This is a genomic window from Corynebacterium sp. 20-84, from assembly GCF_053479455.1.
In genome coordinates, this window is the sequence record NZ_JBRBCB010000005.1 from 44,511 (window position 1) to 65,782 (window position 21,272).

Here is a 21,272-nt window from a genome sequence, read left to right on the forward strand (position 1 = left end):
AAATGAATACACTCCGTCAGTCAGGCGCTGCATTCCGCGCCGTTGTCGTACTCACCATTATCCTCGGCGTCGTGTATCCGCTGTTCATGGTGGCTGTTGGTTTGGCCATGCCGGCGAAAGCCAATGGATCTCTACAAAAAGCCGGTGACGAGGTTGTCGGCTCGAAGCTCATCGCTCAACCAGCCGGTGGCCCTGAATTCTTCCAGCCCCGTCCGTCCGCCGCGGATTGGGACGGCGAGTCGTCGGGCGGTAGCAATCTGTCGCCCGAGTCGGAGGACCTCAAGGACCTCATGGAGGAACGCAGGCAGGATCTTGAGGCAGCGAACCCCGGTGCCGGACCCGTCCCGCCGGAGGCGCTGACTGCTTCCTCGAGCGGCCTCGACCCGCACATTTCTCCGGAATACGCGCTGTGGCAGGTGCCCCGTGTTGCTCAGGCCCGGGAGATGAGCGAGCAGGATGTGGAACAGCTCGTTGAAGATCACACTGACAAAGCCCTGTTCGGATTCTTCGGGCAGGATAGCGTCAACGTCAACGAACTGAACTACTCCCTGTCCTACGAAAGCTAACACCATGACGAGAGGTCGACTACGCGTCTTTCTTGGCGGCGCGCCCGGCGTGGGCAAGACTGTCGCCATGCTCACTGAAGGGCACCGGCTCGCGGAAGCGGGGGAGGACGTGGTGGTCGGCCTCGTCGAAACACACGGTCGAGCATTCACCTTGAAACAGGTGGAGGGGCTCGAAGTCGTGCCTCGAACAGAGGTCGAGTACAAAGGCACGATGATTCCGGAGATGGATCTCGACGCCATTCTCAGACGGAATCCGGATGTCGCGCTCGTCGATGAAATGGCGCACACCAATCCCCACGGAATGCGCAACGCGAAGCGGTGGGAGGACATTGAGGAGCTTCTCGACGCCGGGATCGACGTCATCTCCACCGTCAATGTCCAACACATTGAATCGCTCAACGATGTCGTTGAGACGATCACTGGAGTCGTCCAAAACGAGACGATCCCTGACGGCGCGCTTCGCGCAGCGGACCAAATCGATCTCGTCGATCTGTCTCCTGAGGCATTGCGGCAGCGCATGGCCCACGGCGATATCTATAAACCGGAGAAGATCGACGCCGCGTTGACGAACTACTTCCGGGAAGGCAACCTCTCTGCGCTCCGCGAGCTCGCGCTGCTGTGGCTTGCAGACCGAGTTGACGAGGCTCTAGCGCGGTACCGCAACGACAACAGTATCGAGAAATCGTGGCCGACCCGTGAACGCGTCGTCGTCGCTCTGTCAGGGGGCCGGGGCAGCGAGGTGCTCTTGCGGCGCGGCGCCCGCATCGCGAAAAGGGGAGTAGGCGGCGAGCTCCTTGCGGTTTTCGCTACCCGGTCCGACGGATTGTCGGGAGCCACGCTGCCGGATATCGCCCGGTTGCGTCAACTCACCGAAGAGCTCGGCGGGACCTTCCACACAGTCACCGGAGAAAACCCGGCCCAATCCGTCCTAGAGTTCGCACGCGGTTGCAATGCCAGCCAGATCATCATCGGAACAAGCCGACGTCCTACGTGGCAGCGACTCTTCTCGCGCGGTTTCAGTGAAGCCATTATCGAGAGTTCCAAGGAGATCGACACGCACGTAGTCGCGCTTGCCGACGGCGGTTCGCAGGTCGGCCGCAATCGCACGCGGGCGCTGCCTGGGCAGCGTGTGAAACAAGGATTCGCTCTGGCATTCATCCTTCCTGTCCTAGTGACAGCCATCTCCCTCGCATTCCAGGTTCACCCGAATCTCGCGTTGGTGTCCCCGCTGTTCTTGTTGATTGCGGTCGTAGTCGCCCTCGTCGGCGGACTTTGGCCGTCAATCACAGCCGCCGTTTTAGGGTCCCTGCTCGCGGATTGGTTCTTCGCGCCCCCGTACGGCACGTTGACTATTCAGCACCCAGCGAACACCGTTGCTCTGCTCATTTCGGTCAGCGTCGCCATCATCGTGGCATCCTTGGTGAACCGCTACGCGCTTCGCCTACATGAGGCGCGTGTTGCCCAAACAGAGGCGACAGCGATGGCGGACATGACCAACGTCCTGCTGGGCTCGACCGACCAGCTCCGCATTCTGCTCGACCAGATCGTGGAGATGTGCGGGCTGGAGGGCGCTGCCGTCGTCGAAAAGCTCTCTCAGCGGGGCCACATCGATATCGTGCAAAGCACGGCCGGCTTTGACCTGAAGAAGATCGGCGAAAGTGAACACGACGCGATTGATGACACGCACGAACTGATTCTTCAACCAGCAGATATATCGGCTGAGAACCGGCGCCTCATCAGCGCCTGTGCCGTGTACGCACGGGCTCTTCTACAAAAGGACGCGCTGGAGAAGTCGGCTTCAACTGCCCATGATCTCGAGCAGGACAATAAGGCTCGCACAGCGCTTCTGTCCGCTGTCTCGCATGATTTGCGGACACCGCTAGCAGGCATCATGGCCTCAATTGAGAGCCTGCGCAGCACCGCCGTGACCTTCACGGCTGAAGAGCGCGAGGAGCTCATGGAATCGATCGAATTCAGCGCCAATAAGCTGGACAAACTCATCACAAATCTGCTCGGCATGTCCCGTCTGCAGGTAGGTGCACTCGTGGCCAAGCCGGATGTCTACGATCTTCGGGAGCTTCTGCCCGAGTACATCTCCCAAGTCAGCGAACCAGACCGGGTTGCGTACCTGCCTTCAGACGAAGCGGCGCTGGCGTATGTCGATGCGGGACTGCTGGAACGCGTTGTCACGAACCTGTTGGAGAACTCGCTGCGTTATCAGCGCTCTGGCTCCATTCGTGTTGGTACTGGGCCTGCCGAAACAGGTGCTTCCATCAAGATTGTCGATTCAGGGCCGGGCGTGAAACGCAAAGATAGGGAAGCGATCTTCCAGCCGTTCCAGAGAAAAGGGGATACGTCGACAAGCGATGGCGTCGGACTTGGACTCGCTGTCGCACGCGGACTCGCCGAAGCGATGCACGGTGCGGTTACCCCATCTGAAACCCCCGGTGGTGGCCTGACGATGACGATCACCATGCCTGCACCCCCAGCTGCGCAAGCGGAGACAATCTAAGGAGCACCAATGACCAAGATTCTCGTCGTCGATGATGACGCCACCTTGCTGCGCACACTGCGCATCAACCTCCGCGCCCGTGGGTACGAATCCGTATGTGTCAGCTGCGGCGCGGACGCGCTCGACGAAATGTCCGCCGACCCGGCGCAGCTTGTGATCCTCGACCTCGGGCTGCCCGATATCGATGGCACAGAGGTCCTGCGCCGCGTGCGGGAGACCTCGGCCGTGCCGATCATCGTCCTCTCGGCCCGCGACCAGGCGGAAGATATCGTCGAAGCGCTTGACGACGGTGCCAATGACTTCGTCACCAAGCCCTTCGGCGTGGAGGAACTGATGGCGCGTGTGCGAGCTTCCCTCCGTACGAGCGGGATCTCCGCAGCGTCTATTCCGGCATTCGTGGCGGGGGACCTTGTGCTCGACTTCACCGAATCACGCGCTACAAAAGCTGGACGGGAACTTCACTTCACACCTACCGAATGGCGAATGCTCATCGCGCTGGCGAAGGCCAACGGCTCGCTCGTGCGGCACGACGATCTGCTCGGCTCGATCTGGGGTCCCGGCTACGGACGCGAACTGAACTACCTGCGCGTCTACGCCCACCAGATCCGCGGCAAAATCGAAGACGATCCGACCGCCCCGCGCCACCTGCTCACCGAGCCCGGCGTCGGCTATCGCCTCGTCAGGTGACATCCAGCCGAGCCAACCAGCGAGAAACCCGAGACATGGCCAAAGCGGTGTCCCGGGTCATCGTGTTGTGCCCCAGGTGAGACTCGAACTCACACTGGACGGGTTTTGAATCCGTTGCCTCTGCCAATTGGGCTACTGGGGCGTGCTGACTAACAATAGCGCAGGAGTTCTTAAACGAAGAAATGCCCAGCAGTTAAGGCGCACTTGCCGTAGGTAGAGTAGGACGGCGTGAGTACCGCTGATAGTTCTTCTGCACAGAAACGCCTCCTGCTCATCGACGGCCACTCGATGGCTTTTCGAGCTTTCTACGCCCTGCCGGCGGAGAATTTCTCCACCTCCGGCGGGCAGCACACGAATGCGGTGTACGGCTTCTTGTCGATGTTCTCGAATATTTTGGCCGACGAGCAGCCCACGCACGTCGCCGTGGCGTTCGATATCGGACGCCAGACTTTCCGCACGGAGCGTTTCCCGGAGTACAAGGCGCAGCGCGCGGCAGCACCGGAGGAATTCAAGGGGCAGGTGCCACTCATCCAGGATGTGCTGGGGGACTTGAGCATCGTCACGCTCACCAAGGAGAACTACGAGGCAGACGACATCCTGGCCACGCTCACCACGCAGGCGCAGGATGACTATGAGGTGGTCATCGTCACCGGCGACCGCGATTACTTGCAGCTTGTCAACGACAAGGTCACGGTGCTGTACCCGACGCGCGGAGTGTCCACGTTGACGCGCTTCACGCCGGAGGAAGTGGAAAAGAAATACGGCCTCACGCCCGCGCAGTACCCGGATTTCGCGGCGCTGCGTGGCGACCCGTCGGACAACCTGCCGAATATTCCGGGCGTGGGGGAGAAGACCGCCACCAAGTGGATCGTCCAGTACGGAGACTTGAATAGCCTCATCGAGCACGCCGAGGAGATCAAGGGTAAGGCCGGCAACAATTTCCGCGAGCGGATCGAGCAAGTTCAGCTCAACCGAGAGCTCACCCAGATGGTGCGCGACCTCGAGCTGCCCGTCGGTCCGGACGAACTCGAACTCAAGCCCGCCGACGTCACTGCCGTGGCAACGGCATTCGACGACCTCGAATTCGGCGTCAACCTCCGCGAACGCGTGCTCGCTGCGGTGCCCACCGATGGCGCCGCAGCCGAAACACAGGCAGAGGAATTGCCGGAGCTCACCGTCGACGACGAGGCGCTCGACTCATGGCTTGCAGCCCGCGAGGGTCAAGGCCTCGCCCTTTTCGTCCAGGGCGATGCCACGCCGGCGGGCGGGGACGCGTGGGCGCTGGGGATCGTCGATAAGCAGCGGCACGGCGTTTCCAAGCGCTTGAGCGACCTCACGCCCGAGGAAGACGCCGCGCTCAAGGCGTGGCTCGAATCCGACGCGCCGAAATACCTCCACAGCGCCAAGGCCGCATGGCACATGCTGCGCGGGCGCGGGATCACGCTGCGCGGCATCGCGCACGACACCGCCATCGCCGCGTACCTGCTACGCCCTGGCCAGCGCACGTACGATCTCGCCGATGTTTACCAGCGCCACCTGCAGCGACAACTTACGGCATCCAGCGACCAACTGAGCCTGCTTGATGACGACACCGCCGACCTCGATTCCGCCCTCGCCATCCTCGAGCTCGCCGCGCATTTGAGCGAGGAGCTCCGCGCCATCGACTCCTACGAGCTCTACGCCGATCTCGAATTGCCACTCGTGACCATCCTCGCCGGGATGGAAGAGACCGGCATCGCCGTCGACACCGACGTCCTGGAAGCCCAGCTGAAAGAGATCGCGCAGAAAGTCGCCGACGCCGAGGAGACAGCACGCACGCTTGTCGACGAACCCGATCTCAACCTCTCGTCCCCCAAGCAGCTCTCCGTCGTCCTCTTCGATAAGCTTGAGCTGCCCAAGACGAAGAAGACCAAGACCGGCTATTCCACCGCCGCCAAGGAGATCGAGGCGCTCGCGGCGAAGAACCCGCACCCGTTCTTGGACCAGTTGCTCGCGCACCGCGAATGGCAGAAGCTCAAGTCCACCATTGAAGGCCTGATCAAGACCGTTCACGACGACGGCCGCATCCACACGACCTTCAACCAGACCGTCGCGTCCACCGGGCGACTGAGCTCCACTGAGCCGAACCTGCAAAATATCCCCGTGCGCACCGAAGCCGGCCGCCGTATTCGTTCCGCATTCACCGTCGGCGATGGCTACGAGTGCCTGCTCACCGCTGACTACTCCCAGATCGAAATGCGCGTCATGGCGCACCTCTCCGAGGACCCCGGCCTCATCGAGGCGTACAAGAAGGGGGAGGACCTGCACAACTTCGTCGGCTCTCGCGTCTTCGACGTGCCGATCGACGACGTCACCCCCGAACTCCGCCGCCGCGTCAAGGCTATGAGCTACGGCCTCGTCTACGGCTTGAGCGCATACGGCCTGTCCAACCAGCTCGGCATCCCCGCCGGGGAGGCGAAGAAGATCATGGAGTCCTACTTCGAGCGCTTCGGCGGCGTGAAGCGCTACCTCGACGACGTCGTTGAACAGGCCCGCCGCGACGGCTACACCTCCACGGTCTTCGGCCGACGCCGCTACCTTCCCGAGCTCACCTCCGATAACCGCGTCGCCCGCGAGAACGCCGAACGCGCAGCGCTCAACGCTCCCATTCAGGGCACCGCGGCCGACATCATCAAGGTCGCGATGATCCGCGTCGACGCCGCGCTTAACGACGCCTCCCGCGCCGAACCCCTGCAATCCCGCGTCCTCCTCCAAGTCCACGACGAACTCGTCGTCGAAATCGCCCCCGGCGAGCTCGAGCAGGTCCAAGCGATCGTCGAGGAAGAAATGGACCGCGCCATCACCCTGCGCGTCCCACTGGAAGTCTCCGCAGGAACCGGCACCAACTGGGACGAAGCAGCACATTAGCCCGGGAGCCAGCGCTTGTGCAGCGCGGCACCCCGGGCTAATAGAAAGGGAGGGGAGACCTCCTAGATCTTCGTGGAACCTGAAGATTCAGTATCGCCAGCGGTCTCTGCGCTGACGTCTTCGTCCTCGACCTCGGCTTCGAGGGCTTCGTGGAACTCGTCGTCGTCAAGCATCGATTCCTCAGCCAGCTCGTCGAGCGACATGTCCGCGAACTCGCTGTCCGGATCGAGGTTCTCCTCGTCGGTGACCAGGTCGACAGCCGCTGTGCGCAGCTCGCCCTCGCGGTCCAGACGATCGCGGTAGCGGAAGTACTGGTAGACCAGCACCGCGATCACAAACAGGCCCAGATAGCCCAGGATCGGGTACAGGTTGGCCACGAGCGGCTTGAAGCCAATGAAGGACAGCACGAAGCCGACGAGACACGCGCCGACGTAGACCTTGTAGAAATTGTCCGGGTTCTTACGCGTCAAGCGCTTCGCAAGCGCGTAGATCATGCCCAGGCACGTGTTGAACACCATGAGGAAGATGACCCACGTCATCACCTGGCCCAGTGCCGGGTTGATATTGAAAAGCACGGTCAGCAGCGGCAGGTCGTCGCCGTTGACCTTGTCGGCCTCCATGAACAGCGTGACTACGAGCAGCGCCAGCATCGCCGCGTACAGGAAACCCGCGACCAGGCCGCCGATGCGCACCGACTTGTTGTCGAAATTGTCGCCGCCGATCACAATCGCCATCGACACAGTGCACAGTGCGTTCAGGCCGGTGTGGTTCAACGCGCCGAGCCACCAGTTCGGAGCGCCCGTCGCGCCTTGGACATTCTGCTGGGCCCAATCGCTTTGCGACGCAAAGTCCACGCTCGTGTGCGTGAACGTCCAAATCGAAGCAATCAGGACGAAAATGATAAGCAGTGGCGTGACCAGCCCCAGAACCACTGAGATCTTATCCACATCCAGGCGGCCCACCAGCAGCATGATGATCAGCATGGCCACACCGCCGACATAGATCGGCCAGCCGTATGCTTGCTCGAGGTTCGAGCCGGCACCCGCGAACATCACGAAGCCCACGCTGAACATGCAGGCGATTGCCGACCAGTCCATGATCTTCGAGGACAAACCATCCGAAACTTCGCCGAACACACGCGTGTGCTCATTCGCCTGGAAATAGGAACCGAAGGCAAGGAAAGCTACCGCCGCGAAAGCCATGACCACACCGGCGAGAACAATGCCCCACATGCCCATGTCGCCGTATGAGACGAAGTACTGGAACGCCTCCATGCCGGAAGCGAAACCGGCGCCCACAACGACACCGATGAAAGCGAAGCCGATACCGATACCGCGCTTCAACATAAAAACACCACCTACGTGCCCAGTGGGCACTATCAAATTTTGTTGACTGTATAAGAATAAAGATATTGGTGGGAAAATGGTGAATACGCGCCACGCGTCCTATGCAGGAACGCTTGAAAATCCCCCGCGCGACGCACCAGATCAAAGTTTGCCCAAGCTGGGGAAATCAACTAATCTCGCAAAGGCGTATCTACGCTGCCCACGTGGCCCCGGTCGTAATAGGAGGGCCGCCCACGGCGGGGGCGAGATCGAAATCCCAGCTAGTAAGGCCTCTTTTGGGGCGTCGATAAGCTGCTTTTTTCGAGAGATGCGCTCATGTCCAACCGCTATCTCCTATCCATTTCGGAGCAACATAACCTATGCCCACTTCTACTACCCCGCAGGTTGCCATCAACGACATTGGCAGCACTGAGGATTTTCTCGCCGCAGTTGACGCGACCATCAAGTACTTCAACGATGGGGATATCGTCACCGGCACCGTCGTCAAGGTCGACCACGACGAGGTCCTCCTCGACATCGGCTACAAGACCGAAGGCGTCATTCCGACCCGCGAGCTCTCCATCAAGCACGATGTCGACCCGGACGAGGTCGTCGAAATCGGCGATGAGATCGACGCACTTGTCCTGACCAAGGAGGACAAGGAAGGTCGCCTGCTTCTGTCCAAGAAGCGTGCGCAGTACGAGCGTGCCTGGGGCACCATCGAAGAGCTGCAGAAGAACGACCAGCCGGTCACCGGTACGGTCATCGAGGTCGTCAAGGGCGGCCTCATCCTCGACATCGGCCTGCGCGGCTTCCTGCCGGCATCCCTCGTCGAAATGCGTCGCGTCCGCGACCTGGACCCGTACATCGGCCAGGAGCTCGAAGCCAAGATCATCGAGCTGGACAAGCACCGCAACAACGTCGTGCTGTCCCGCCGCGCATACCTCGAAGAGACCCAGTCCGCAGTCCGCTCCGACTTCCTCCACCAGCTGGAGAAGGGGCAGGTCCGCAAGGGTGTCGTTTCCTCCATCGTCAACTTCGGCGCATTCGTCGACCTTGGCGGCGTTGACGGCCTGGTCCACGTGTCCGAGCTGTCCTGGAAGCACATCGACCACCCGTCCGAGGTTGTCACCGTCGGCGACGAGGTCACCGTCGAGGTTCTCGACGTCGATCTCGACCGCGAGCGCGTCTCCCTTTCGCTGAAGGCCACCCAGGAAGATCCGTGGCGCGTCTTCGCCCGCACCCACGCTGTGGGCCAGATCGTCCCGGGCAAGGTCACCAAGCTTGTTCCGTTCGGCGCATTCGTCCGCGTCGAGGAGGGCATCGAGGGCCTCGTCCACATCTCCGAGCTGGCTCAGCGCCACGTCGAGGTGCCTGACCAGGTTGTCAACGTCGGCGAAGAGGTCATGGTCAAGGTCATCGACATCGACCTCGAGCGTCGTCGCATCTCCCTGTCCCTCAAGCAGGCTGACGAGGACTACTCCGAGGAGTTCGATCCGTCCCGCTACGGCATGGCCGACTCCTATGACGAGCAGGGCAACTACATCTTCCCGGAGGGCTTCGACCCGGAGACCAACGAGTGGATGGAAGGCTACGACGAGGCTCGTCAGGAGTGGGAGGCTCGCTACGCCGAGGCTGCCCGCCTGCACGAGGCACACACCGCTCAGATCGAGCGTCACCGCGCTGCCGCCGCAGAGGCAGAGGCAGCCGGCGAGGGCGAGACCAACTACAGCTCCACCTCCGGCGAGGCTGCAGCTCCGGCAGCTCCGTCCGCTGGTGAGGCTGAGCAGGGTGGCTCCCTCGCGTCCGACGAGCAGCTCGCAGCTCTGCGCGAGAAGCTCGCAGGCAACTAACGCCTAGCTACAAAGGCCCGCACTTCGGTGCGGGTCTTTTTGCATGCTTATCGACGCCTCGCGCCCCGTGATTGTCTACTGAAGTAGACATCGTTTCGTAGACGATGGGTTGCACGCGGTTTAACGTTTGTGTCATGAACCAATTCGCGGCGCATGTGGGCGCGGGCAATGCTATCGACCTGCTGGGGAGTTTCGACGCCCAGCAGCTTGTCGATGCCGGTGCCAACCCCACCCGCGTTGCCGATTGGAAAGGCGTCTACGAGGTCTACTACGGAAAGACCCGGTTTTCCCGCCAGCAGGCTAATGCCGTTCGTATTGCCCGCCAGACTGCGAAGTCACTGGATCAATTGGTGCTCATCGAGCAACGAGTCCGCAAGTTGGGCACCGAAAAAGAAAAGTGGAAGATCCGCCTGGCGTTGTTGTCTGTGCGCGGGAACTACGAGACGTTGAAACGCCGCGCCAAAGACATCGTCCCCGAGGCGGATACACCAGCTCCGGAGTCGTCGGTGCGGTTCGGTAAGGAACGGAAAGGCAAGCGCACTTTTAGTGCTACTGGTGATGCGAGTGATATCGCTGCTCTTGAGTACGCCCTGCGTCAAAAACTCGACGCCAACCGTCCTGAGGGTCCGCAGATGTACGAGGCATTCCATGACCTGCTGCACAACGACGGTGCTGTCGCTGATGCTGTTCCACGCCCGCTGGTCCAGATCCCGCTGGCGGATTACATCAAGGTCCTCGGCGGCCAAGGCGATGACACCATCCTGGGCCTATCTGATGGCACGACGATGACTGGTGCGGAGTACCTGACTCGGTTCCACGGGTCCGACTTGGAAGTCGCACTCTTCCACCCACAGGCAGGTCCGGTGAACCTATACAACACGAAACGGTTCGCCAATAAGAAACAACGCGACCTTGCCCGGGCAACACTGACCACCTGCCCTGTGCCGGACTGCCGGCATGCCGCTGATAACTGCGAGGTCCACCACATCGAACCGTGGGCCCGGGGTGGGCCGACGAATATGAGCAACCTGTCGGTGTTGTGCAGGTATCACAACCGCACCAACGACGATGACCCCGGCAGACACAACAGGGGTCGAATACAGGTGCGCGATGGGACACCAACATGGATCTCACCGCGCGGAACACCAGTACCGAACAGCACACACCAATACGGTGCGATGCACCTGTTGTTCGGAACATAGCCGAGGGGCCACCACACCCCACGGCCACTTCCGCACGCCTCAAGGTCTATGTGTCTTTTCGCTTGTAGCGCTCCACGAGGCGTTCGATGAGTTCATCGGTGAGCGATGGATCGGAGAGGATGATATCCAGCATGTCTGCATGCATTGCCTCGATCTCGGCTGGGTCAGGCTCGGTGTTGTCGGCATCGTAGGAGTCACCCTCGATGTCGACGCCGATGCCTTCGAAGATGTTCTCTTCCTCGGCCGGGATTTCCACGCCGGCCTCGGCGAGAGTCTCAGAATCGATGACAGGGAACTGGGTAGTGAACTCGGTGAGAAACTCGTCTGCATCGTTCCGAGCCTCCGCCGGCCGCTTGCCTTTGCGGATCTCAGCTTCAATGCGGCGTTGGAGGGCTTTCTCCATCTGGCGGTGTCGCCAGGCTCGTAAGCCTTTCGGTTCTAGTTCTCTAGCCACCGCGCGGGAGCGGTTCTCGGCCTTTCGAGCAAGAGAGACGACCTGAGTAGCGGTCGCGTTGACAGTGGCGTTCACAGGTGCGAAGTCCGGGTCCTGGCTGACTCGCCAGTTTCCGTAATAGCCGAAGAGGAACAGCGCGAAGCTAGTAACCGGACCCAGCACCATGGACAGGGCGAGGTGCCCAGTCGAGTTGCCAACCAGGACGGTCACTGCGCATGCGACCGCCGGAAGCACGGTCGGCTGGTTGCCGCCGAATACGCTGGGCTCTCGGCCCGTCACGACGTCGCGGATCATGCTGCCGCCGGTGGCAGTGAACACGCCCATCATGATGGTGGGCAGTACGGGCAAGCCGTAATGGATCGCCTTGTATGCTCCGGTGGCCGCCCACAGGGCAGAAACGATGGCGTCGCCGTGAGACTGGAGAAACTCCCATGCTTTGCCCTTGAAATAGACGAAGCGGGCGATCAGCGCGCCAGTGAACGCCAGGATCAGGTACTCGGGCTGGCTCATGGCGGCGACGGTGCCTTGATTGATGAGGACATCGCGGATCATGCCCCCTCCAAGCGCCGAGAGCATGGCGATGAACAAGAACCCGACGATGTCGTAGCCGCGCTGACGTGCGAGTGTGCCGCCGATGATGCCCATCAGCAGCACACCGGAGACATCCATCCATTCGTAGATCGAGCTGATGAGCGGGTCGACTTGGTCCACTGGCATAAGTGGCAAGTCTAAAGGTGTCCTGGGAAGAAAGCAGGTTGGCGCTCAGCGGGCGCGGTTCAGGCGACGTATTTCTTGGTTTCGGCCAGCCAATTGTCGAGTTCGCCGGCGTCTTCCCACAGGTCGTAGAGCTCGGAATTGCCGGGGCGGAGGGCCTGGTTGGCGCGGCGGCGGATCCAGCGGCGGTCGTCGAGGGTGAACGGGAAACGAAGCGCGGGCGCAAGTGCTTCGGAGGGGACGTGCCCGTTCAGAACGGCTGCTAAAGCGATGACGGATTCGGCTTCATCGGTGCCCAGGGGGCCGCGGCCGCAGTCGAAGCGGAACTGGTCCATGCTGAAGGAGCCGTCGGCAAGCGCTGCGACGGCGTCCACTGCGGGGTCGTTGTCAAACGGCCCGATGTCCCACGTTCCCATGCCGTGCGACATTAGGACGAGGAGATGAATGGGACGTAGCGTGGCTCTGAACGTTATCCGACTAATGGGCGAAACTTCAGGCCTTAAGGCGCGCTATCAGCTCATCGACCTGCGGTCTGAGCGCGTCGATAGCCCCGTTATTGTCGATGATGACATCGGCTGCGGCCTTGCGCGTGGCATCATCGATTTGCTGCGCGATGCGCGCGCGGGCATCAGCTTCGTCGAGGCCGCGCGAGCTTACGAGACGGCGGACGCGCTCGTCGGCGTCGACGTCCACGACGACGGTGAGGTCCATGTCGCGGTGCATGCCGATGTCGACGAGCAGCGGCATGTCGTACACGACCGCAGGTTCGCCTGCAGCTTCCGCGTCGGCGAATCGACGCTCGGACTCCGCGCGGATCGCCGGGTGGGTGATCGAGTTCAGCTTTTCAGTAGCACGCTTATCGACGAACGCCCTTCCCGCCAATTTCCCCCTATCCAACGTTCCGTCTTCCCGGATCACATCGGCCCCGAACGCATCAGCCACGTCGTCGAGGACGGGTGAGCCCGGCTCCATGATCTCCCGGGCGATCTGGTCGGCGTCGACGACTTTGAAACCGGCTTCCGCCAGTAGCTTCGCCACCGTCGATTTGCCGCTGCCGATCCCGCCGGTGAGTCCTATCTTCTTCATTGTCAGCTCAACTCCTCGCAGAACTCCCAGAACAGAGCAGCTGCTTTGCCGAGATTCGCGCGGAATTTCTCGGGTTGCTCAGCGCTGGTGGTGTTCCAGGAAATGCAGAACTCGGTGTCTTTGGGAAGTGGGGTGTAGGAGATGCCGAAGCCTTCCGGAAGCGTCGGCGCGAAGCAGTAGCGCACGATTTGGTTCGCGCCTCCGATGGAGGTGGTGGACAGGAAATCCCGGCGTGCGGCGGTCGCCGCGCGGTCCGCGAAGAACGGATCAGAAGAGCCAGAGTCGTCGATGGTGGCCATCATCTGGATATGCCGGTCGACACCGTTGCCGGACTTGCAGCGCTTCACCCAAGCGCGGTGGGCGTCGAGGGCGGTGCGGAGGTCGTTGGGGGAGGCGGTGCCGTCGATAAGCTTTTCTGCGAAAGCGACCGCTTCGGGCGTGGCGGCGCGCAGGCACTCGGTGCGCCCGGCGCGGTACTCGCGCATATCGACGGCTTCGTACACCGCGCGGACGTGCCCGTAGGTGAGCTGTTGCGCGATGGTCATGGTGAGCTGGGCTGACGCGTCGCGGCTGAGCTTGAACGGCAGGTCCTCCGGAATGTCGTGCGGAACGGTGACGATGTCCGTGCGGAGGGTGCCGGCCTGCGCCTTGAAGGTCTCCAGGTGGGTCGTGATCTGCTGCGTCGTCGTGTCGTCGAGCTCCCAGGTCAGCTCCTCAGGCTCTGCCTCGACGGACGCTCCTGCGGGAAGTTCGGCGTCTTGCATGCGCGTGACAGCGGTGACCAGTGTCGCGCCGTCCTGGCATGAGTGCTCGACATGGACGGTGACCCAATCGCTGTCGAGGTCGACGAGATAGCTCAGCGGCTTGTACACCCACGCGCCGCGCGGGGCGAACGTGGCTTCGCGGATGCGCTCGGCGTCGCTCGACGTTGCGGGTCCGTTCGACTGCAGTTCGACCGTGAAAAGCATGTCGGTGAGGCGCTGGTAGGTCGCGCGGTTATCGCCCTGTTTGAGAATCGCCGGCAACAGGTCCGCGAGGACACCGGAACCGAGCAGGGACGGTGCGTTGAAGTCGAGGGCTGCAGCTTCCTGAGAGCGGACTTTTTCGAGGCCAGCGCGAAGAGCAGCAGCGGAGACCACGACGCCGTCGGCGTCGCTGACGGGCAGGGCGAACAGACGTCCGTCGACAAACACGCCGATCTCGCGGTTCGCAGCGCCCAATTGCGTAGCGACGACCGCGTCTTCCCCCTTATCCGGCTGCCTGATTCCGCCCGCGTAGACGAACCACTGGTTCATGGTGATGCGGTTGCCGCGGCCGTCGACATCCTCGGGAGTGTCGCCCGACGCAGCTGCGAGGTGCACGGTCGCGGCGCGGCGAATGATATCGACGGCGCGGTCAAGACCGCTCATGCCATCCGCGCCCGGGAAGGCCAGTTGGAAACCGACATTCGACGCCAGAGTGAGGGGGGAGCGGGTGGTGAGGTAGGAGGAATACCATTCGTCGTTAAGCCAATTGGTGCCCGCTGCTTCGCGCTCGGAGGCGCGCTCGCGCAGCTGCGCGTCGAGGTGCGGACCGGCGCCTGTGCGGAACGACTCCACAACCGCGCGGGCGTGCTCGAGCTCGCTGCCGTGGAGTACCGCTTTAAGCGCGTGGCTGTACGCGTCGAGGGTCTCGTCGAGCGGCGGAACCGGCAACGGTTTGAGATCAGTCGTTGCGGGGTGGGGGATGGGGTGTGCCACGGCGTTGTCCTCCTGTATTCGCCTGCGGATATACACACCCCACAGTACCCACGGGCCCGGCAGCTAGAGCGACGGGATATTCGCGAGCAAGCTTCGCGTGTACTCGTGCGTCCTTGCGGTGTTCGAGGCGCGGTCGCGGCTCGAATGCGCGATCTTGCCTGAGCGGACTGGTCCTGGACAGGGTACTTTCGATCAAACCTACAAATCGATGTCCCAGGCTGATTGAGGTAAGGAAGAGCAATGACAAGTCTCAACACGGTTGCCAAAGAACAACTTTGCCCTTTGGTCACGCTCTTGCGGGACGCGCCAAAGCCGATTCCATTCGAGGAATTCCCGGCCCTGTACGAGCAACTCAACTGGGAGAAGAATCGTAGGCGCGGTGGGATCACCAACTACGACATCAATTTGCCACTAGCGGCCGTGAACGAGATGCGCGGTGAGCTTTCGCGCTTCAATGCGCGTGTCTCAGACACGATCAAAGAGCGAGGTGCCGCGACCCAGGCTGCGGTACGCGCGGCCTTTCCCGAAGTAAAACAGAGCATTACCGAATGCATCGGCTTTGCACCGACGGGAACTCCGCTGTACGAGGAGGGCACCGATTGGGACCTGGATGATGGCAGCGTTATCCGGCTGGCGGTGGGAGAAAATGTGCTCGAGTTCATGTTCATGTCGAAAATGATTGCCGATCTGGAACGCTACGAGCGCCGTACCGGGGATCGACCTCGACGGTCCGATGGACGAGATTGATGGGTAGACCAGGCCGCCGCGGTCGTTGAACTCGCGCTGGAGCTCCTTGATCTCCTCTTGCTGCGCTCGCGGGCTGCTTCGACGCGCTGCGGGGTGTGTGCCACGGCGTTGTCCTCCGCCTGCGGATATACACACCCCGCATCACCCACGGGGCCCGGCAGCTAGAGCGACGGGATATTCGCGAGCAAGCTGCGCGTGTACTCGTGCTGCGGGTTGTCGAGGACGTCGTCTACTGGCCCGTCGTCCACGATAACGCCCTTGTTGAGCACAGCCACACGCGTCGCGATATGGCGCGCGAGCGCGATATTGTGCGTGACGAACAATAGCGACAGACCGCGCTCGTAGCGGAGCTCTGCCAACAACCGCAGGATCGATGCCTGCACCGACACGTCGAGTGCTGAGGTGATCTCGTCGCACACCAGGACCGACGGCGCGTTGACGAGGGCGCGGCCGATCGCGGCGCGCTGGCGTTCGCCGCCCGACAAATCGCCCGGGCGCCGGTCGTAGAAACTGCGGTCCAGCTGTACAGCCTCGAGCGTTTCCTCGACGATGTCGCGCTGCTCATCGCGGGTGAGCTCGCCCGCCATGACGAGCGGGACGCTCATCGATTCGCCGATCGTGCGCCGCGGATTCAGCGACGAGAACGGCGACTGGAAGATGTACTGCACGTCCTTGCGGTGCTCGAGTGTGCGGTCGCGGCTCGAATGCGCGAGTTCTTTGCCGCGCAGCAGCACGTCGCCGGTGTAACCGGGATTGAGGCCGGCGATCGAGCGCGCGAGAGTGGTCTTGCCGGAGCCGGACTCGCCGAGGAGCAGCGTGGATTCGCCGGCCTTGATGGCGAGGTCGATGCCGTGCAGCACCTTGTTGTCGCCGTACGCCATTTCAAGATCGCGGACCTGAAGAAGCGGGGTTTCAGCGGATGCCGCAGGGTCGCCGTGGACCTCGGCCCAGGAGTTGTCCCAACGGTCGTTGCCCGCGATGTCCTTGTCGCCTTCCAAGTCGGGGATCGCGCCGAGCAGTTTGCGGGTGTAGGCGTGTTTCGGGTTGTAGAGGACCGCGTTGTAGGGGCCTTCCTCGACGATATCGCCGCGGAGCATCACGATGACGCGGTCGACGAGCTCGCCGACGACAGCCAGGTCGTGGGTGATGTAGAGCGAGGCGACGTCGTTCTTCATCGTCATGGTGCGGATGGTTGTCAGGACATGGTTCTGGGTGGTCGCGTCGAGGCCGGTGGTCGGTTCGTCGAGAATCAACACATCGGGGTACATGGCGAATGCCATGGCGATGCCCACGCGCTGCTGCTGCCCGCCGGAGAGTTGGTGCGGCCAGCGCGCCAGGTACTCGTCGGTGTCGGGCAGATCGACATCGCGCATGACTTCGCGGACGCGTTCGGCGCGCTCAGACGAGCTGGAACCGAAGTTGTGGATGTCGAGAACTTCGCGGATCTGGTCGCCGACGCGCATCGCCGGGTTGAGGCTGAGCGCCGGGTCCTGCGGGATGTATGCGACGCGGGAGCCACGTATGTCGCGGACCTCGTCCTCACTTAGGGAGAGGACGTCGGTGGTCTCCCCGTCGCGGGAATGCAGCGTGACGGTGCCGTCGGTGATCCTCAGACCGGTGCGGACGTGGCCCAAAGCAGCGAGGCCCGCGGTGGTCTTGCCGGAGCCGGATTCGCCGACCAGGCCGACGATTTCGCCTCGGTACAGGTCGATGTCGACGCCGTGGAGGATCTCGGTGCCGTTGTACGTCGCCAGGCGGAGATCGCGGATGCGCAGAACGAGGGTGTCGTCGTTACGCACGGGAGGCGCGTACTCGCCTTGGCCGCCTGTCGATGCCCATAGCGACTCCTTCTTCGGCCCCTTGCCGTCCGCATTAATCGAGGTGGTCATGCGTTCTCCTTCGGGGCAGCCTTGGTGGTGCGGCTGCGGGTGTCTTCGTTGATGATGGGCTGAACCTTGTCGTGGCGCTCGCTCGGGGTCGTTTCGCCGGTGCGCTTGACGGGGGTGGCGGTGGAGGCGGTGGCGCGGGCGGTGGCGTCGGCAAGCATGTTCGTGCCGATGGTCAAGATCGCGATGGCGATCACCGGCAGGACCACGCCCCACGGCTGGATGGACAGGGCGATGCGGTTCTCATTGATCATGAGGCCCCAGTCCGCGGCGGGCGGCTGAATGCCGAGACCCAGGAAGGACAGGGAGGCAATCGAACCGATGGAGTACGTCAGGCGCAGACCTGCCTCGACGGACAGCGGGCCGGTGATATTCGGCAGGATTTCCTGGGTGAGGATCTTCCAGTGCGGCACCGAGTACATCTGGGCGGCGCGGATGTAGTCCTCGTGGGTGACCGACTGCGTTGCCGAGCGAGCCACGCGGGCGATACGCGGCGCGTGGGTCAACCCGATCACGAGCACCAAGACAGTGGCGGACGGCCCGAAGATCACGATCGCCAGCATGGCGAAGATCAGTTGCGGGAATGCCAGCAAGACGTCGTTGATGCGCATGATCACGGCATCGGTCGCGCCGCCTGCGTAGCCGGCGATCATGCCGAGGACCGTGCCCACGACCATGCCCAGCACCGTCGCCAGGAAAGCCGTGATGAGCAGGATCAGGCCGCCGCCGACAAAGCGCGAAGCGACGGAACGCCCGAGGTTATCGGTGCCGAAGACCCCGTCAGACACAAAGGGCAGGCCCAAGAACTCGGTGGTGGAGTAGCCGGTGAGCTGTTCGGCGAAGAAGTAGCCGACGAGCGCGACGAGGAGCACCGCGCCGGTAAGCACCATGCCGACCTTGCCCTCCGATTGCGCCCAGATGCGCTTGAGCAGCGGGTCAGGTTTAGACAGGGAGGCTTTGAGCTCGTCGCCTGTGCGAACGTCGGTGGCAGCGGGTTCGGTCGCCGCTGCCTTATCAGCGTGCAGCGTTTCCGTTGGCTCGAGCGACTCTACGGACTCGGAGCCAGGGTTGTGTGGCTGGGTCATTAGTTGCTCCTTAGCTTCGGGTTGGCCATGATGCCGATGACGTCGGCAAGCAGGTTGACCACGACGTAGACGGCGGCGATGAGGAGGGTGACTGCCTGGACAACTTGGACGTCGCGGTAGTTGACGGCGTCGATCATGGCGACGCCGAGGCCCGGGTAGCGGAACAGGTACTCGACGACGACGATGCCGCCGGCAAGCCATGCGAGCTGGATCGCGACGACCTGTGCGATGGGGCCAATGGCGTGGGGGAGTGCGTGGCGGAAAATGACGCGCCGCTCAGGCACACCTTTGAGGCGGGCCATTTCGACGTAGCCGGAGTCGAGCGTCTCGATCATCGTGGCGCGGGTCATGCGCGCAATGTATGGACTGACGACGAGCGCCAGCGTCAGCGTCGGCAAAACGAGCTGCGACGGATACGACCACACAGACGCGCCCGGTTGCGACATCGTCACAGCTGGCAGGACCTGGAAGACCGAGGTCGCGAACACGGTGACGAGCAAGATACCGATGACGAACTCCGGCATCGCAGCCAGGATCAGCGTGACCCACGTGATCGCGCGGTCGCGGCGGAATCCGCGCCACCAGGCGGCGTAGATGCCCACGAGAATGCCGAGCGGGATCGCGACGAGGGCAGCCAGCGCCATTAGCACTAAGGAGTTGACCAGGGGCTCACCGAGGAGTTCGGAGACTGGTCCGCCAGTGGTGGTGGATGTGCCGAAGTTGCCGGTCAGTACACCGCCGAGCCACAGGAAGTAGCGTTCGACGGGGTTTTTGTCCAGGTTCATTTCGGCTTCCAGCGCGGCGATGCGCTCCGGTGTGGCCTGCTGGCCCAGGATGGCGCGGGCGGGGTCGCCTGGCAGAAGCAGCGTGGCGCAGAAAATGATCACCGACACTGCGAGAAGGATGAAGATGCTCAAGCCGAGTCGGCGAGCGATGAGTTTGCTCATTGTCTATGCCTCCGCAATCCACATGTCGTAGAACAACGCCTGGGACAACGCCACGCCACTTGTATGGGGTCGCGCTCCGACCACGTAGTTGTGGTACGCATCCACCTGGTTGGGAAAGCCCCAGATGATGTAGCCGCCGCGGTCGTAGAACTCGCGCTGGAGCTCCTTGATCTCTTTGCCGCGCTCGCGGTCGTCGACAATGCCGCGGGCGGCTTCAACGCGGGCAGTGAACTCGTCGTCGACCCAGTGCGTTTCGTTGAACGGCGCTTCCTCGGTCGCGCAGCGGTTGACCTGCTCGAGGAAGTTGCGTGTGTAGTAGAAGGTCTGGGAGAAGGGGTAGGACAGGTAGTTGCCGTCGGCCCAGAAGGTGGTGGAGTCGACCTGGTCGATCTTCACGCGGATGCCAGCCTCGCGGACCTGCTCCGTGAATACCTGCGCGGCGCGGACAGCACCAGAGGCGATCTCAGAGGTGGCGAGGGTGACGTCGATGCCGTCGGGGTAGCCGGCGTCGGCAAGCAATTTCTTTGCTTCTTCGATGTTTTGCTCGCGCTGGGGGAATTCGTGCGGGTACGCGGGGTCGTAGAGCGCGAACATGTCGTTGCCGACCTGACCTTCGCCGGAGAAGACTTGGTCGACCAAGCCCGGACGCGCGCATGCGAGGCGCATGGCCTGGCGGACGCGTTCGTCGTCGAAAGGCTCGTGGTCAACGCGCATGGTGAAGGGGAGCCACATGCCTGATTCGGAACTGACGACGTGCATGCGCGGGTCCGCTTCGATGACGCGGACAAGCGCGTGATTGAGTGCGCCGATGCCGTCGACCTGCGATGACAGTAGCGCGTTGAGCATCGCGTCTTCCTGGTAGAAGTCGACGACCTCGACGCGATCCAGGTTGGCGGGGCCGAGGTAGTAGTGCTCGTTGCGCTCCATGATGGTCTCGCGGCCAGCGGAGAAATTGACCAGCTTGAAGGGACCGGCACCGATCGGGTTCTCCGGGTCGTAGTCTTCAGGGACGATGCCCATTTGGTACTCGGCGAGCGCCTCCGTCAAGGTCGCATCGGGTCGCGACAGGGAGATCGTCAGCGTGCGGTCGTCGACGACGTTCATCGCCTCGATGTGCGCGATGGAGCCGGCACCGTTCTTCGGGTCGTCTGGGTCGGCGACGCGTTCGTAGGTGGCAATCACATCCTCAGGGCGCACCGGTCGGCCGTCGGAGAATTTCACGCCCTCACGCAGCCGGATGGTCCACTTGGTCGCGTCTTCATTCGGCTCGAGGCTCTCGGCGAGGCGGTTTTCCAGCTCGTATTCGTAGCCGCGGCGAACGAGGGGCTCGTACAGATTGACCACACGTGCGGCGTCGCTGGCACTGGCGGGAATGTGCGCGTCTACGGTGTCGGCGGTGGAGCCGCCCACGAGTCCGACGCGCAGCGTGCCGCCTTTGCGCGGCGGGCCCGACGTGTCGATGTTTTCAGCCGGCATCGTTGGCGAGCACGCCGCGAACGCGGTCGCTGATCCTGCCACCGCCGCGGCGCCGAGCAACTGCCGGCGCGAAAGTTCAACCATGT

General features: G+C 62.5%; 16 protein-coding genes and 1 tRNA gene. 7 read left to right on the forward strand and 10 right to left on the reverse strand.

The genetic code is table 11. The annotated features are described in order from the left end of the window. Window positions 1-2: 2 nt before the first annotated feature. From kdpC to ACUY2Y_RS04990, 3 genes are read left to right on the forward strand one after another with little or no spacing between them, the layout of a single operon-like run. Window positions 3-566: a potassium-transporting ATPase subunit KdpC gene (gene kdpC, locus ACUY2Y_RS04980; RefSeq protein WP_448325061.1), complete on the forward strand. Its 564-nt coding sequence runs from the start codon at window positions 3-5 to the stop codon at window positions 564-566. Between the two features lie 4 nt (window positions 567-570). After that, the gene (locus ACUY2Y_RS04985; protein ID WP_448325062.1) at window positions 571-3,078 is read left to right on the forward strand and encodes an ATP-binding protein; all 2,508 of its coding nucleotides are present in this window, start codon (window positions 571-573) and stop codon (window positions 3,076-3,078) included. A gap of 9 nt (window positions 3,079-3,087) precedes the next feature. Then, a complete protein-coding gene (locus ACUY2Y_RS04990; protein ID WP_448325063.1) occupies window positions 3,088-3,765 on the forward strand; it encodes a response regulator in 678 nt (225 codons plus the stop codon). 68 nt (window positions 3,766-3,833) lie between these two features. Here ACUY2Y_RS04990 and ACUY2Y_RS04995 read toward each other — a convergent pair. Continuing rightward, window positions 3,834-3,907: transfer RNA gene (locus ACUY2Y_RS04995), tRNA-Leu, on the reverse strand. Between the two features lie 146 nt (window positions 3,908-4,053). On the opposite strand from ACUY2Y_RS04995, the gene polA reads away from it, so the two are divergent. Then, entirely contained in the window at window positions 4,054-6,672 is a 2,619-nt protein-coding gene (polA, locus tag ACUY2Y_RS05000; protein WP_448325172.1) for a DNA polymerase I, read from the forward strand. Between the two features lie 62 nt (window positions 6,673-6,734). Here polA and ACUY2Y_RS05005 read toward each other — a convergent pair whose 3' ends face one another. Continuing rightward, window positions 6,735-8,018 (reverse strand): YkvI family membrane protein, encoded by a 1,284-nt coding sequence (locus ACUY2Y_RS05005; RefSeq protein WP_448325064.1) that lies wholly within the window; start codon window positions 8,016-8,018, stop codon window positions 6,735-6,737. Between the two features lie 359 nt (window positions 8,019-8,377). On the opposite strand from ACUY2Y_RS05005, the gene rpsA reads away from it, so the two are divergent. Both rpsA and ACUY2Y_RS05015 read left to right on the forward strand, forming a co-directional pair. Continuing rightward, the gene (rpsA, locus tag ACUY2Y_RS05010; RefSeq protein ID WP_448325065.1) at window positions 8,378-9,850 is read left to right on the forward strand and encodes a 30S ribosomal protein S1; all 1,473 of its coding nucleotides are present in this window, start codon (window positions 8,378-8,380) and stop codon (window positions 9,848-9,850) included. 134 nt (window positions 9,851-9,984) lie between these two features. Then, entirely contained in the window at window positions 9,985-11,052 is a 1,068-nt protein-coding gene (locus tag ACUY2Y_RS05015; RefSeq protein ID WP_448325066.1) for an HNH endonuclease signature motif containing protein, read from the forward strand. Window positions 11,053-11,098: 46 nt separating this feature from the next. Here ACUY2Y_RS05015 and ACUY2Y_RS05020 read toward each other — a convergent pair whose 3' ends face one another. From ACUY2Y_RS05020 to ACUY2Y_RS05035, 4 genes are all read right to left on the reverse strand, one after another. Then, window positions 11,099-12,223 (reverse strand): trimeric intracellular cation channel family protein, encoded by a 1,125-nt coding sequence (locus ACUY2Y_RS05020; protein ID WP_448325067.1) that lies wholly within the window; start codon window positions 12,221-12,223, stop codon window positions 11,099-11,101. Between the two features lie 59 nt (window positions 12,224-12,282). Next, the gene (locus ACUY2Y_RS05025; RefSeq protein WP_210572279.1) at window positions 12,283-12,636 is read right to left on the reverse strand and encodes a DUF4259 domain-containing protein; all 354 of its coding nucleotides are present in this window, start codon (window positions 12,634-12,636) and stop codon (window positions 12,283-12,285) included. Window positions 12,637-12,712: 76 nt separating this feature from the next. Further along, entirely contained in the window at window positions 12,713-13,306 is a 594-nt protein-coding gene (coaE, locus tag ACUY2Y_RS05030; protein ID WP_259900126.1) for a dephospho-CoA kinase, read from the reverse strand. A 2-nt stretch (window positions 13,307-13,308) separates the two neighbouring features. After that, entirely contained in the window at window positions 13,309-15,045 is a 1,737-nt protein-coding gene (locus tag ACUY2Y_RS05035; protein ID WP_448325068.1) for a choline/carnitine O-acyltransferase, read from the reverse strand. A 240-nt stretch (window positions 15,046-15,285) separates the two neighbouring features. Here ACUY2Y_RS05035 and ACUY2Y_RS05040 point away from each other — a divergent pair, with 240 nt between their 5' ends. After that, window positions 15,286-15,792, forward strand: coding sequence for a DUF6301 family protein (locus tag ACUY2Y_RS05040; RefSeq protein WP_448325069.1), 507 nt, complete (start codon window positions 15,286-15,288; stop codon window positions 15,790-15,792). A gap of 161 nt (window positions 15,793-15,953) precedes the next feature. Here the strand turns inward: ACUY2Y_RS05040 and ACUY2Y_RS05045 are convergent, their stop codons facing one another. Genes ACUY2Y_RS05045 through ACUY2Y_RS05060 form a run of 4 tightly spaced genes read right to left on the reverse strand, consistent with a single transcriptional unit; the run spans window position 15,954 to window position 21,270 of the window. Further along, the gene (locus tag ACUY2Y_RS05045; RefSeq protein ID WP_448325070.1) at window positions 15,954-17,681 is read right to left on the reverse strand and encodes an ABC transporter ATP-binding protein; all 1,728 of its coding nucleotides are present in this window, start codon (window positions 17,679-17,681) and stop codon (window positions 15,954-15,956) included. Beyond that, on the reverse strand, window positions 17,678-18,763 hold the full coding sequence (locus ACUY2Y_RS05050) for an ABC transporter permease (RefSeq protein ID WP_448325071.1): 1,086 nt from the start codon (window positions 18,761-18,763) through the stop codon (window positions 17,678-17,680). Before ACUY2Y_RS05050 ends, ACUY2Y_RS05045 begins: the two co-directional genes overlap by 4 nt. Next, the gene (locus tag ACUY2Y_RS05055) at window positions 18,763-19,710 is read right to left on the reverse strand and encodes an ABC transporter permease (RefSeq protein WP_448325072.1); all 948 of its coding nucleotides are present in this window, start codon (window positions 19,708-19,710) and stop codon (window positions 18,763-18,765) included. The genes ACUY2Y_RS05050 and ACUY2Y_RS05055 overlap by 1 nt, the downstream gene beginning before the upstream one ends. A 3-nt stretch (window positions 19,711-19,713) precedes the next feature. Beyond that, window positions 19,714-21,270: an ABC transporter substrate-binding protein gene (locus ACUY2Y_RS05060; protein ID WP_448325073.1), complete on the reverse strand. Its 1,557-nt coding sequence runs from the start codon at window positions 21,268-21,270 to the stop codon at window positions 19,714-19,716. Between the last annotated feature and the right edge of the window lie 2 nt (window positions 21,271-21,272).

Excerpts from the sequence above, each read along its gene's own strand:
- ACUY2Y_RS05060 (WP_448325073.1), bottom strand. The coding sequence starts at position 21,270 with ATGGTTGAACTTTCGCGCCGGCAGTTGCTCGGCGCCGCGGCGGTGGCA.
- polA (WP_448325172.1), top strand. The coding sequence starts at position 4,054 with ATGGCTTTTCGAGCTTTCTACGCCCTGCCGGCGGAGAATTTCTCCACC.
- coaE (WP_259900126.1), bottom strand. The coding sequence starts at position 13,306 with ATGAAGAAGATAGGACTCACCGGCGGGATCGGCAGCGGCAAATCGACG.
- ACUY2Y_RS05055 (WP_448325072.1), bottom strand. The coding sequence starts at position 19,710 with ATGAGCAAACTCATCGCTCGCCGACTCGGCTTGAGCATCTTCATCCTT.
- ACUY2Y_RS05050 (WP_448325071.1), bottom strand. The coding sequence starts at position 18,763 with ATGACCCAGCCACACAACCCTGGCTCCGAGTCCGTAGAGTCGCTCGAG.
- kdpC (WP_448325061.1), top strand. The coding sequence starts at position 3 with ATGAATACACTCCGTCAGTCAGGCGCTGCATTCCGCGCCGTTGTCGTA.
- ACUY2Y_RS05015 (WP_448325066.1), top strand. The coding sequence starts at position 9,985 with ATGAACCAATTCGCGGCGCATGTGGGCGCGGGCAATGCTATCGACCTG.
- ACUY2Y_RS05040 (WP_448325069.1), top strand. The coding sequence starts at position 15,286 with ATGACAAGTCTCAACACGGTTGCCAAAGAACAACTTTGCCCTTTGGTC.
- ACUY2Y_RS05025 (WP_210572279.1), bottom strand. The coding sequence starts at position 12,636 with ATGGGAACGTGGGACATCGGGCCGTTTGACAACGACCCCGCAGTGGAC.
- rpsA (WP_448325065.1), top strand. The coding sequence starts at position 8,378 with ATGCCCACTTCTACTACCCCGCAGGTTGCCATCAACGACATTGGCAGC.
- ACUY2Y_RS05045 (WP_448325070.1), bottom strand. The coding sequence starts at position 17,681 with ATGACCACCTCGATTAATGCGGACGGCAAGGGGCCGAAGAAGGAGTCG.
- ACUY2Y_RS04990 (WP_448325063.1), top strand. The coding sequence starts at position 3,088 with ATGACCAAGATTCTCGTCGTCGATGATGACGCCACCTTGCTGCGCACA.
- ACUY2Y_RS05005 (WP_448325064.1), bottom strand. The coding sequence starts at position 8,018 with ATGTTGAAGCGCGGTATCGGTATCGGCTTCGCTTTCATCGGTGTCGTT.
- ACUY2Y_RS05020 (WP_448325067.1), bottom strand. The coding sequence starts at position 12,223 with ATGCCAGTGGACCAAGTCGACCCGCTCATCAGCTCGATCTACGAATGG.
- ACUY2Y_RS04985 (WP_448325062.1), top strand. The coding sequence starts at position 571 with ATGACGAGAGGTCGACTACGCGTCTTTCTTGGCGGCGCGCCCGGCGTG.